We start from the raw sequence: 12,210 nt of genomic DNA, 5'->3' as shown, positions 1-12,210 counted from the left end.
TTGGTGACTTGGTCAGCGGTCGGCACTAATGTCTTGAATCATGCGTGTCATCTACAACGAACAAATGGCCGAGCTCGCCGATCTGCTCGGCGGCATGGCCGGGCTCGCCGGATCGGCGATGGAGCGGGCCACCCAGTCCCTGCTCACCGCCGATCTCGAGCTCGCGGAGCAGGTGATCACCGAATACGACCGCATCGCCGAGATGATCCAGCTGGCCGAGGAGAAGGCCTTCGCGCTGCTGGCCCTGCAGGCCCCCGTCGCCGGTGATCTGCGGCAGGTGGTCAGCGCCATTCAGATCGTCGCCGATGTGAACCGGATGGGCGTGCTGGCGCTGCACGTGGCCAAGATGACCCGGCGGCGCTTCCCGGCGCACGCCGTGCCGGAGGCCGTCAACAGCTACTTCGCCGAGATGGGCCGGGTCGCGGTCAAGATGGGCGCCACCGCCAAGGAGGTGCTGGAGTCCCGCGATCCCGAGCGGGCCGCCAAGCTCACCGACGACGACGAGGCGATGGACGACCTGCGCAAGCACCTGTTCACGCTGATCATGGACCGCGACTGGCAGTTCGGCGTGGCGGCGGCCGTGGACGTGGCGCTGCTGGGCCGCTACTACGAGCGCTTCGCCGACCACGCCGTCGAAATCGGGCGTCGCGTGGTGTTCCTGGTCACCGGCGTGCTGCCGCCCGACCCGGATTCCGAGAAGGAAAGCATCTAGGACGACGAGCGAGAGAGTTCCGGGGCGACCCGGAACTCCCTCGATTCGGTGCGGGTCAGTCCTCGCCGGACTCGCGCCAGCCCATCAGGATCGATCGACCCCGTTCGGGGCGCCACGGGAGCGTCGCGGCCACGATGACCGCACACACCACCAGGGTGCCGACCGCGACATAGGACGCGGCCTCGGCGCCCTGCATGGCCGCGACCTTCATGGCGTGGATCAGATCCGCCTTCGCCTGCGCCAGTAGCGGATTCACCGGCGCCTTCACGATCCCGATGATGCTGATGGGCGTATTGCCCGCCAGTTCCTTCTGCTGCGCGTTCATGATCTGCGCGGGAATCGCGTCGATCCGGCCGCCGATCTTCCCGGCGTAGACCGAGGTCATGATCGAGCCCAGCAGGGCCACCCCGAGCGCGCCGCCCACCTCACGCGTGGTGTCGTTGACCGCCGAGCCCGCCCCCGCCTCCTCGAGCGGCACCGCGCCCATGATCGATTCGGTCGCCGGCCCCTGCACCACCGCGAAGCCCAGGCCCATCAGGATCATGGACACCACAACCGGTCCCAGATAAGGGGTTTCGACGGTGGTCCGGCCCGCGATGTACATGGCCACCGCCAGGATCAGCAGCCCGGACACCAGCATGGCCGTGGTGCCCACCCGCTGCGCCAGCATGGTCGCGATGGGCGCGCCGAAGCCCACCGCCACCGCGAAAGGCAGTGAGTGGATGCCGAATTCGAGCGGCGAGAGCTCCTTCACGCCCTGGAAGTACTGGGTGATCAGGAACAGGAAGCCGAACGCCGAGAAGTAGGACACCGTGATGGCCAGCGACGGCAGCGCGAAGCGGCGATTGCGGAACAGCCGCATGTTCAGTACCGGTGCGGGCACCCGCAGCTCCCAGCCCACGAACGCGGCCAGCAGGGCGATCGAAAGCAGGTAGCCCGCAAGGCTTTCGGTCGCGAACCAGCCGTGCTTGGGGGCCTCGATGATGGACCACACCAGCGCGGTCACCCCGGCCAGGGACAGCAGGATGCCGATCCGGTCGAGCCGATCCACCTGGTCGGCACGGGATTCCGGCACGGTGGCCAGCACCGCCCCGATACCCATCAGCGCCACGGGGACATTGATCCAGAACACCGAGTGCCAGGAGAAGTACTCGAGCAGCCAGCCGCCCACGGTTGGGCCGATGGCGACGGCGATACCGGCCATGGCCGTCCACAGCGCGATGGCGGCGGCGCGTTCGCGGGCCGCGGTGAAGATATTGGTGATGAGCGCCAGCGTGGCCGGGAAGACCACGGCCGCGAACACGCCCATGCCGGCGCGCGCCGCGATGACCTGTCCGAGGCCGGAGGAGAGTGCGCCGGCCGCGGACATGACCGCGACGCCGCCGAGTCCGATGATCATGAACAGCCGTCGCCCGAACCGGTCGCCGAGGTGCCCCATGGCGAGCAGCAGGCCGGAGAAGGCCAGGGTGAACGCGTCCACGATCCATTGCAGGCCGCTCATGTCGGCCTGCAGCTGCACGGCCATGGACGGCAGGGCCACATTGACCAGCGTGTTGTCCAGGACCACCAGCAATTCCGCGAGACAGATGGCAATCAGGGCCGCCACCTTGGCCCGCTGCGGCAGTTCCGCCGCGGCCTGTCCGGATCCCGGGCTCGCCGTTGAGACGGTCATCCGACACCTCCTTACTAAACCGATCGGTTTACCAACGGGGTCAGGCTAACTGTTACCGACAGTTGCACACAATGGCACGCTCAGGAGATATGACCTACGACACGTTCCGGCCTGAGCCACGACAAAAGAAGAAGCGGCCCAGCCTGCAAGAGCCGGACCGCTTCCTGACGCCGAATGGTTCGTGACAACTGATTTCATGCCGACCGGGGTAACTCCCCGGGTACCCCCTGAATTGGTTCGGCGACCAACCGGCGGCACGCGTACACGACCGCCCACGGCTCTCAGCCGTGCGCTGAAGGCACGGAGAGGCGGGCGAGTCTGTTTTCTAGCCGAAGCGACCCGAGATGTAGTCCTCGGTCTGCTTCTGCGACGGGTTGGAGAAGATCTTCTCCGTCTCGTCGATCTCGATGAGCTTGCCCGGCTTGCCCTGCGCCTCCAGATTGAAGAACGCGGTCTGGTCACTCACACGCGCGGCCTGCTGCATGTTGTGGGTGACGATGACGATGGTGAACTCCTTCTTCAGCTCGGTGATCAGATCCTCGATCGCGAGCGTGGAGATGGGGTCCAGCGCCGAACACGGCTCGTCCATGAGCAGCACGTCCGGCGACACCGCGATGGCGCGGGCGATGCACAGACGCTGCTGCTGACCACCGGACAGGCCGCCGCCCGGCTTGTCGAGGCGGTCCTTGACCTCGTTCCAGAGGTTCGCGCCGCGCAGCGACTGCTCGGCCACCTCGTCCAGCTGGGACTTGTTGCGAATGCCCTGCAGCTTCAGGCCCGCCACCACATTGTCGCGAATCGACATGGTGGGGAACGGGTTCGGCCGCTGGAACACCATGCCGATGGTGCGGCGCACGCCGACCGGATCGACCTGGGCGCCGTAGATGTCCTCGCCGTCGAGCAGCACCGCGCCCTCGACGCGGGCCTCCGGGGTCACCTCGTGCATGCGGTTGAGCGCGCGCAGCACGGTCGACTTGCCACAACCGGACGGACCGATGAACGCGGTCACGCTGCGCGGCAGCACCGTCAGCCCGACATTGGCGACCGCATGGAACTTGCCGTAGTAGATATTGAGGTCTTTGACGTCAATTCGCTTGGCCATCAGTCTTTCCTTCTATCGGTTCCGCGTCAGCAGCTTGTTGACCGCCGCGGCGGCGAGGTACAGCAGCGCGATGATCAGGATCAGGGTCAGCGCCGCACCCCAGATGCGCTCGCGGCCGGCGGGCTCCGGATTCGACAGCTCCTGGTACATCAGCAGCGGAAGCGAGGCCATATTGCCGTTGAAGACATCGAAGTTGATGGCCTTCGAGTAACCGACCAGCACCAGCACCGGCGCGGTCTCACCCATGACGCGGGCGACGGCCAGCAGCATGCCCGAGATCATGCCCGGCGCGGCGGTCGGAATCACGATCCGCACAATGGTTTTCCACTTCGGAATGCCGAGAGCGTAAGAGGCTTCCCGCAATTCGTCCGGAACCAGCTTGAGCATCTCCTCGGTGCTGCGCACCACCACCGGCAGCATGAGCAGCACCAGGGCCAGCGACACCGCGAAGGCGCTCTGCGGGTTGCCGAAGGTGGCGATCCACAGCGCGAAGATGAACAGCGCGGCCACGATCGAGGGCACACCGGCCAGGATGTCCACCATGAAGGTGGTGGTCTTGGCCAGCCAGCCCCGGCCGTACTCGACCAGGAAGACGGCGGCCATGATGCCGAGCGGCACCGCGATGATCGCGGCGATGCCCGACTGCACGATGGTGCCGTAGATGGCGTGGTAGACACCGCCGGCGTGCTGATCGGGCAGCACACCGTTCTGCGACTTGGTCCACCAGTCGATATTGGCGACGGCCTTCGCGCCCTTCTGGAACACCACGTACAGCACCCAGAGCAGCGGCACCAGGGCCAGGCCGAAGCACAGCCAGACCAGGCCGGTGGCGACATTGTTCTTGAGCCGGCGGGCGACGCTGACATGCCGGAAGGTCGGCGCCTTGATCGGCTTGTCGAGTGTGGTGGTCATCCGTTGACCTTCCCGCCGGCCGCCAGCCGAGCCAGTGCGTTGACGACGAACGTCAGAGCGAACAACACGAAACCGGCGGCGATGTAGGCGCCGGTCGGCAGCTTCGAGCTGAATTCCGAAGCGGCCGAGGCGATCTTGGAGGCGAAGGTGTAGCCGCCGTCGAACAGCGACCAGTGGCCGGCCTTGGTCGAGGTGCGCAGCACGATCAGGACCGCGATGGTCTCACCGAGCGCGCGACCCAGGCCGAGCATGGAACCGGCGATCACGCCCGAGCGGCCGAACGGCAGCACGGTCAGGCGCACCACTTCCCATTTGGTGGCGCCCAGCGCCTGCGCCGCCTCGATCTGCGAGCGCGGGGTGAGGCCGAAGACCTCACGGCTGACGGAGGTGATGATCGGCAGGATCATCACCGCCAGCACCACACCGGCGGTGAAGATGGTGCCGCCACCGGCGATGCTGACATTGCCGTCGGAGAACAGGAACAACCAGTTCAGATTCCGGTTCAGGAAGTCCTGGAAGGGCCCCAGCTTGGGGGCCACGACCAGGAGACCCCAGAGACCGAACACGATCGACGGCACGGCCGCCAGCAGATCCACGATGATCGAGAACGGCCGTGCGAGCGCCTTCGGCGAATACTGCGTCAGGAACAGCGCGATGCCCACACCGATCGGCACGGCGATCGCCAGCGCGAACACCGAGCTCAGCACCGTGACCATGAACAGGTCCTTGATGCCGAAGCGCAGGTTGTTCTCGTCCTTGACGTTGAACTCGGTGGTGGTGAAGAAGTTCGCCTTGTTCGCCATGATCGAAGGCCACGCCCGGATCAGCAGGAACAGTGCGATCAGGGCGATGGCGGCGACGATGATCCCGCCGGCGGCCGTGGCCGCCGAGCGGAACGCGAACTCCGCGCCGAACTTCGTGGGTGCGCCGCGCCCCGCGGCCGGTTTGGTGCTGGGTTCGGTCGGCATCAGCGCAGTATCCCCCGGCAGTTGGGCACGGTCATCCCTCGGGTCGGTCGAAACGGACAGACCCGAGGATGCAGCTTCGTCGTGCACGGTCATCGTGGTTTTTCGATCAGGCGATCACTGAATGGCGTTGATCGCGGTCGTCAGCTTGGTCTTGAACGCGTCCGGCAGCGGCACGTAGCCGGCGTCGGCGAGACCGGTCTGGCCGTTGCCGACCGCCGAGGTCAGGAACGCCTTGACGGCCTTGGCGGTGTCGGCGTCGCTGTACTTCGAGCAGACGATCTCGTAGGTGGCCAGCATGATCGGGTACGCGCCCGCGGTGGTGGGCTTGTAGATCGAGCTGTTGTCCAGCACCAGGTCGTTGCCCTCACCCTTGACCTTGGCGGCGTCGACGGCCTTGCCCGCGGACTCGGCGGTCAGCTCGACCGGCTTCGGGTCGTTGGAGGTGGCGGTGGTCAGCACGCGCACGGTGGACAGCTTCTGCGCCTTGGCGAAGGACCACTCGGTGTAGGTGATGGTGAACTTGGTGTTCGCGACCGCGCCCGAGGTGCCGTCCGAACCCTTGGCGCCCTCACCGACGCCACCGTTGAACGCCTTGCCCGCGCCCTTGGTGTAGCCACCGGCGGCGGTCAGGTACTTCTGGAAGTTGTCGGTGGTGCCCGACTCGTCGGAGCGGAAGATCACGCCGATCTTGTCCGACGGCAGCTTGTCGGCCTTGTTGGTGTTCAGGGCCTTGATCTGCGGGTCGTTCCAGGTGGTGATGTCACCGGAGAAGATCTTGGCGAGGGTCGGCGGGTCCAGGACCAGGTCGTCCATGCCGGGGATGTTGTAGGCGACGGCGATCGGGCCGAAGACGGCCGGCAGGTTCCAGGCCGGGCTGCCGCAGCGGGCGGCGGCCTTGTCGGTCTCACCCTTGGCGCTGTCCAGCGGCGAGTCCGAACCGGCGAAATCGGTCTGGTTGCCGATGAATTCGTTCACGCCGGCGCCGGAGCCCGAGCCGGTGTAGTCCAGCTTGGCACCGCTGCAGTTCGCCTGGTAGGCGGCGACGAAGCGGTCCATCGCGTTCTTCTGGGCGGTCGAGCCGCTGGCCTTCAGCGAGGTCTTCCCGCCACACGCGACGTCGATCTTGGCGGCGCCGTTGGCGGTGCTGTTGTTGTCACTGCCACACGCGGACAGAGTCAGGGCACCGGCCGCGGCCAACACACCGAGCAGGGCGCTGCTGCGCTTGAGATTCACCTATTCCTCCGGGAATCACGATTGCACGTCCAACCCCTCAACGGTCGGACGGGCGCGATCTGGCGGCTGTTCGCTGCGAACTAGCGCACCGGGCAGCGGTCTGCGGCCCACTTGCAACGTAAGGGCACGTGGTTGACAGTTGGACCAGCACAGGTGAACGAGAGATGAACAACCCACCCTCTTTGTGGCACACCGGATGTGACATTAGCCGCACTGTTGCCGAAGGGATTTCAGGACCCGCTCGAGTAAGCGACGTCGATGTGGAATCGGGTGAAACCGAGCCGGGTGTAGGTGTGGACGGCCGCGGTGTTGTCGCCCTCGGTGTAGAGCAGCACCGCGCCGAGACCGCGGTCCCGCAGATAGTGCAGACCCGCCAGGGTCAGCAGCCGGCCGAGGCCGCGCCCCTGCGCATCGGGGTCGATGCCGACCACGTAGACCTCACCGATCGGCGGGGTCTCGTCGGAATGCACCTTGGTCCAGTGGAATCCGAGAACACGGTCCGGCCGCGCCGGATCCACGGCGATGAACAGGCCCTTGGGATCGAACCAGGATTCGGCGCGGCGGGCGTCGATATCGCGCTCGGTCCAGCCGCCCTGTTCGGGATGCCAGGAGAAGGCCGCGCTGTTCACACGCAGTAGTTCGGCATCGTCGGAAGGCCCTGCGTAGGTGCGCAGTTCGAGTCCGTCGGGCACCGCCAATTCCGGTAGCTCCGAATTAGCGAATTCTCTTCGCATTTGCCACAATTCACGCGAAACGGACAAGCCCAACCGGGCCGCCACGGCCCGCGCGGGCGGCAGGTCACCGTGCGCCCAGACCCGCGCACCCGGCCCGCCCGCGGCCAGTGCGGCGGCCACCAGACCTGCGCCGATCCCGTTCCCGCGGGCCGCCGGATCCACGGCGACCTCCGCCATGGCCGGATGCTCGTCATGGGCCGGAACCAGATTCGCGTACCCGGCGACCGCGCCGTCCCGGATGTCCACCAGATGTCGTGCGGGCGAATCATTTCCGAGCGAGAGCACCGCTTGTTCGGATACCGGTGCCACACCGTCGGCCGCGGTGGCGCGCTCCAGGACCGCCCGCACCTGCGCGGCGGTCTCGGCCGGCAGGCGGTCGGTCCAGGAGGTCATCAGAGAGCGCCGTTCGCCGTGGTCAATTCGGAGTCGTCGGTACCGTCGGAGTCGGGGAAGGTGACCGCGTCGCCCTTGCCGGCCGTGCGCGCCGGGCGCACCGCCTTGTAGCCGACATTGCGGACCGTGCCGATCAGCGACTCGTATTCACTGCCCAGCTTGGCGCGCAGGCGTCGCACGTGCACGTCCACGGTGCGGGTGCCGCCGAAGAAGTCGTAGCCCCAGACCTCCTGCAGCAGCTGGGCACGGGTGAACACCCGGCCGGCGTGCTGCGCCAGGTATTTGAGGAGTTCGAACTCCTTGTAGGTCAGGTCGAGCGGGCGGCCGCGCAGCCGGGCGGTGTAGGTGCCCTCGTCGATCACCAGCTCGCCGAGGGTGATCTTGCCGGTGTTCTCCGGGCTGGCGACCCCGCCGTTGCGGGCCACCAGCAGGCGCAGCCGGGCGTCGAGTTCGGCGGGCCCGGTGCCGGGCAGCAGGATGTCGTCGAGTCCCCAGTCCGCGTTCACCGCGACCAGACCGCCCTCGGTCAGCACGGCCACCACCGGCACCGACGATCCGGTGCTGCCCAGCAAACGGCACAGTCCGCGCGCGGCGGCCAGATCGGTGCGGGCATCGACCAGCGCCACATCGGCGGAACCCGCCTCGAGCAGCGATGCCACCTCGGTCGGCGCGGGTCGCACGTGGTGCGGCAGCAACGCCAGCGACGGCAACACCGACTCGGGGTTGGGGTCGGAGGTCAGCAGGAGCAGCTCCATGGGGGCCCTCCATCCCATCTGGCATGTGTGTGGCTACCGCACTGTCCGCCACTACCTCATGCAGGTCATCACAGGTAATCGCTGCCTACATTAGCGTGTCTCGGCCGACACCCTCGTATTCCGGGCAGCCGTCGCAACCATTCGGTCCGGTCCGGTTCCGATTCACCTGTCATTCACCAGGCCGCGACCGGCCCGAGTCGGACGTCGGCGGGTGGTAACGACACACCTCCCTACTAGGGTGCAGCTATGCGTTTCCGGAGGCTGCTCATCGGACTGCTCTGCCTGGCAGGGCTGGCCGTCCTACTCGATTTCGGGGTAGCGGCGTATTCCGAGTACCGCGTCTCGCGACTGCTGCGGACCGGTTCGGACCTGAGCGCCGATCCGGAGATCACCATCCACGAGTCGCTGCGGCACCCGTTCGTCGCCCAGGCGCTGGACGGCCAGTACGGAAACATCGACGTCCGCGCCCGCGCAATGCGCCCGGACATTCCCGGCCGGATCACGGTCGAGGCCAATCTGACGGGCGTGCACCTGTCGATGCGCAATCTCATCGACGGCAATGTGGGCCAGGTCCCGGTGGACGAGGTGCAGGCCCGCATGCGCATCGAGCCGACCGAGCTGGGCCGGCTGTTCAAGATTCCGGACCTGCAGGTCTTCGGCCCGCCCGCCGACAAGTCCGACGGCTCCGGCGGTTCGGGCAGTGTCCCCACGACCAATGGGGGCACCATCATCCTGGAGGGCACCGTGCCGGTCGGCCCGGACGCCGACACCGTCGCGGTCACCGATCCGCGCGGCGACGGCGGCGAGAAGCTGATGAAGAAGAAGGTGCACGTGCTGGCCGATCTGCGGCTGGTGGGCGACGAGGTGCGGATCACCGCCACCGCCATCTCGGGCCGGGATCTGCAGGCCGACACCGATTCGGTGCTACCCGACCAGGACCGGATCGTCATCCCCGAGCAGGACCGGCCCGCGGTGCTGGCCCGCTTCACCCGTACCCTCGACACCAAGAACATGCCGTTCGGCATCGTCCCGACCCGGGTCCAGGCCAGCGGCGGGCAGATCGTAGTGGAGGGCGCCGGCCGCAATGCGATCGTCGACCTGGACAGGCTGCAGAAACAATGATCGCGATCGAGATCCTGGTGGTCATGCTGGCCCTGGCGACCGGCGTGGGAATCCTGGTGCGCCGCAACGAGGGTCGCGTGCGCGCCGCCGCCGCGGCGAATCCGCCTGAGCCCGAATCGAATCGGACCGCACTGCTGGCCGCGGCCGGCGTGATCCCGGGTCGGCCCACCGTGCTGCACTTCTCGGCCGACTGGTGCGGCCCGTGCGCGGCGGTGCGCCGGGTGGTCGCGTCGGTGGTCGGCGAGCTGGAGTCGGCCGAGCTGCCGCCGCTGGATCTCGAGGTCGACATCGACGCATATCCGGAGCTGGCGCGCGAGCTGAACGTGCTCTCGCTGCCCACCACTTTCGGATTGGATTCTCGAGGATTGGAACGCTTCCGTATCTCCGGCGTTCCGAAGGCGGCGGATCTGCGCACGTCATTGGCCCCTTTAACGGTCGCCGGCTCCGCTGAGTGACCAGCATTACGGACCCCGGGTCCAATTTCCCCCGAAAATTGGGTAAACTCCCTCTCGTGCAATCCAACCGCGAGCTGATGCTCACCCGACGCCGCACGGTAGACCTGTGCCGGCTCGGTGGTTGTTGCTGCCTGTGCCGCTAGCCGGTCGGCCTTTCGTATTCCTCTGTCGCCGACCGGATGTGTCCCGCTGTCGAGAGATCGTTTCGATCCTCCGGCGATCTGGCCAATACACCTTCAGCGCAGGAGTACTCCCATGTCGAACCCTCATCCGAGCACATCACCCGCAGGGCAGGTGGATGTTCGCGGCCCCCGCTTCGCCGCCTGGGTCACCACCGCGGTGCTCGCCCTCGTTCTGATCCTCGCCGCCGTGTCGGTTCCCGCCGCCACCGTGCTGCTGGCGCTGCAGGCCATCGTGTTCGGCCTGGGTGCGGCCCACGGTCCGCGCCGGAGCCCGTACGGCCGGGTCTACGCCGCCGTGGTCGCCCCGCGCAACGGTGCGCCGACCGAGCTGGAACCCGTTGCGCCGCTGCGGTTCGCGCAGCTGGTCGGCCTGGCCTTCGCGGTGCTGGGCGTGCTGGGCTTCGCGGCCGGCAGCCCCGTGGCGGGCGCGATCTTCACCGGATTCGCGCTGTTCGCGGCCTTCCTCAACGCGGCCTTCGGAATCTGCCTGGGCTGCAAGATCTATCCGCTGGTCGCGCGGTTCCGCTCGGCCCCGGGCAGCGCCGTCCCGACCTCGACCAGCTCCGTGAACTCCTCTGTCTGACCCCCGACCGTCCATCCCTCAACCACACGAACGCAACGCCTGTACCGGCACCGCATCGAAAGGAACAACATGGCTCGCTCCGATGTCCTGGTCTCCGCAGACTGGGTCGAAGAGAACCTCAACACCCCGGGCGTCGTCCTCGTCGAGGTCGACGAAGACACCTCGGCCTACGACCTGGGACACATCGAGGGCGCCGTGCGTCTCGACTGGAAGAAGGACCTGCAGGACCAGGTCCGCCGCGACTTCGTGAGCCAGGAGCAGTTCTCTGCTCTGCTGTCCGAGCGTGGCATCGCCAACGACGACACCGTGGTGCTGTACGGCGGCAACAACAACTGGTTCGCGGCCTACGCCTACTGGTACTTCAAGCTGTACGGCCACCAGGACGTCAAGCTGCTCGACGGCGGCCGCAAGAAGTGGGAGCTGGACGGCCGTGAGCTGACCAAGGAGATCAAGGACCGCGCTGCCACCGAGTACAAGGCCGCCGCGCAGGACCTGTCCATCCGCGCCTTCCGCGACGAGGTCATCGAGGCCATCGGCGCCAAGAACCTGGTCGACGTGCGCTCCCCCGACGAGTTCTCGGGCAAGATCCTGGCTCCCGCGCACCTGCCGCAGGAGCAGTCGCAGCGTCCGGGCCACATCCCGACCGCCATCAACGTGCCGTGGTCCAAGGCCGCGAACGAGGACGGCACCTTCAAGAGCGACGCCGAGCTGGCGGAGATCTACAAGGAGGCCGGGCTGGACGGCGACAAGCTGACCATCGCCTACTGCCGCATCGGTGAGCGTTCCTCGCACACCTGGTTCGTGCTGCAGGAGCTGCTGGGCCACCAGAACGTCAAGAACTACGACGGGTCCTGGACCGAGTACGGGTCCCTCGTCGGTGCACCGATCGAGTTGGGAGCGTAATTACCTATGTGTGCAGCACCTACCCAGGGCCAGGCCCTGCCCGCCAACGTCGACGTCGAGAAGGAGACGGTCATCACCGGCCGCGTCCTGACCGCTGACGGCCAGACCGTCGGTGGCGCGTTCGTCCGCCTGCTGGACGGCAACGGCGACTTCACCGCCGAGGTCGTGGCCTCGGGCACCGGCGACTTCCGCTTCTTCGCGGCGCCGGGCACGTGGACCCTGCGCGCGCTGTCCGCGTCCGGCAACGGCACCGTCGAGGTGTCGCCGGAGGGCGCCGGCATCCACAACGTGGACGTCAGCGTCGCCAAGTAGGCGAAACATCAAGAACGGCCCCGGGATTCGTGATCCCGGGGCCGTTCTCGTGCGGGCCGGAGTTTTTCCCGGGGTCGTTTTCACGTGATCCCGGCGGTGCGATTAGACTCCGAGACGTGGTGCTTACCTTCGAGATTCTGCTGGTTCTCGTCTCCGTGCTGATCGCCTGGTT

The 12,210-nt window shown here is 67.1% G+C and carries 13 protein-coding genes; 6 read left to right on the top strand and 7 right to left on the bottom strand.

The window, feature by feature from the left end; all coding sequences use genetic code 11:
* The first annotated feature begins 40 nt into the window (after window positions 1-40).
* The gene (gene phoU / locus ACWEQQ_RS16595) at window positions 41-712 is read left to right on the top strand and encodes a phosphate signaling complex protein PhoU (protein WP_354830957.1); all 672 of its coding nucleotides are present in this window, start codon (window positions 41-43) and stop codon (window positions 710-712) included.
* Between the two features lie 55 nt (window positions 713-767).
* Here phoU and ACWEQQ_RS16590 read toward each other — a convergent pair whose 3' ends face one another.
* From ACWEQQ_RS16590 to ACWEQQ_RS16560, 7 genes are all read right to left on the bottom strand, one after another.
* Window positions 768-2,384 (bottom strand): MFS transporter, encoded by a 1,617-nt coding sequence (locus tag ACWEQQ_RS16590; RefSeq protein ID WP_452348785.1) that lies wholly within the window; start codon window positions 2,382-2,384, stop codon window positions 768-770.
* 325 nt (window positions 2,385-2,709) lie between these two features.
* The gene (pstB, locus tag ACWEQQ_RS16585) at window positions 2,710-3,486 is read right to left on the bottom strand and encodes a phosphate ABC transporter ATP-binding protein PstB (protein WP_040854892.1); all 777 of its coding nucleotides are present in this window, start codon (window positions 3,484-3,486) and stop codon (window positions 2,710-2,712) included.
* Between the two features lie 12 nt (window positions 3,487-3,498).
* The gene (gene pstA, locus ACWEQQ_RS16580; RefSeq protein WP_452338189.1) at window positions 3,499-4,398 is read right to left on the bottom strand and encodes a phosphate ABC transporter permease PstA; all 900 of its coding nucleotides are present in this window, start codon (window positions 4,396-4,398) and stop codon (window positions 3,499-3,501) included.
* Window positions 4,395-5,366: a phosphate ABC transporter permease subunit PstC gene (gene pstC, locus ACWEQQ_RS16575; RefSeq protein WP_364606018.1), complete on the bottom strand. Its 972-nt coding sequence runs from the start codon at window positions 5,364-5,366 to the stop codon at window positions 4,395-4,397. The genes pstA and pstC overlap by 4 nt, the downstream gene beginning before the upstream one ends.
* A gap of 114 nt (window positions 5,367-5,480) precedes the next feature.
* Window positions 5,481-6,599: a phosphate ABC transporter substrate-binding protein PstS gene (pstS, locus tag ACWEQQ_RS16570; RefSeq protein ID WP_452338190.1), complete on the bottom strand. Its 1,119-nt coding sequence runs from the start codon at window positions 6,597-6,599 to the stop codon at window positions 5,481-5,483.
* Window positions 6,600-6,829: 230 nt separating this feature from the next.
* On the bottom strand, window positions 6,830-7,726 hold the full coding sequence (gene mshD, locus ACWEQQ_RS16565) for a mycothiol synthase (RefSeq protein ID WP_452348784.1): 897 nt from the start codon (window positions 7,724-7,726) through the stop codon (window positions 6,830-6,832).
* Window positions 7,726-8,481 (bottom strand): winged helix-turn-helix transcriptional regulator, encoded by a 756-nt coding sequence (locus tag ACWEQQ_RS16560; RefSeq protein WP_040854884.1) that lies wholly within the window; start codon window positions 8,479-8,481, stop codon window positions 7,726-7,728. The genes mshD and ACWEQQ_RS16560 overlap by 1 nt, the downstream gene beginning before the upstream one ends.
* 246 nt (window positions 8,482-8,727) lie before the next feature.
* Between ACWEQQ_RS16560 and ACWEQQ_RS16555 the strand changes: the two genes are divergently transcribed.
* From ACWEQQ_RS16555 to ACWEQQ_RS16535, 5 genes are all read left to right on the top strand, one after another.
* Window positions 8,728-9,603, top strand: coding sequence for an LmeA family phospholipid-binding protein (locus ACWEQQ_RS16555; protein ID WP_452348783.1), 876 nt, complete (start codon window positions 8,728-8,730; stop codon window positions 9,601-9,603).
* On the top strand, window positions 9,600-10,058 hold the full coding sequence (locus ACWEQQ_RS16550; RefSeq protein WP_452348782.1) for a thioredoxin family protein: 459 nt from the start codon (window positions 9,600-9,602) through the stop codon (window positions 10,056-10,058). Before ACWEQQ_RS16555 ends, ACWEQQ_RS16550 begins: the two co-directional genes overlap by 4 nt.
* A 255-nt stretch (window positions 10,059-10,313) precedes the next feature.
* Window positions 10,314-10,823, top strand: a complete 510-nt coding sequence (locus ACWEQQ_RS16545; protein WP_452348781.1) for a DUF4395 domain-containing protein — start codon at window positions 10,314-10,316, stop codon at window positions 10,821-10,823.
* Between the two features lie 69 nt (window positions 10,824-10,892).
* Window positions 10,893-11,726: a sulfurtransferase gene (locus ACWEQQ_RS16540; RefSeq protein WP_452338195.1), complete on the top strand. Its 834-nt coding sequence runs from the start codon at window positions 10,893-10,895 to the stop codon at window positions 11,724-11,726.
* Window positions 11,727-11,732: 6 nt separating this feature from the next.
* Complete coding sequence (locus tag ACWEQQ_RS16535; RefSeq protein WP_354830981.1) at window positions 11,733-12,038, top strand: DUF1416 domain-containing protein; 306 nt, start codon at window positions 11,733-11,735, stop codon at window positions 12,036-12,038.
* Window positions 12,039-12,210: the final 172 nt, after the last annotated feature.

The sequence above is a fragment of the Nocardia sp. NPDC004123 genome, from assembly GCF_053603795.1.
This window is presented reverse-complemented; position numbering and strand designations above follow the sequence as displayed.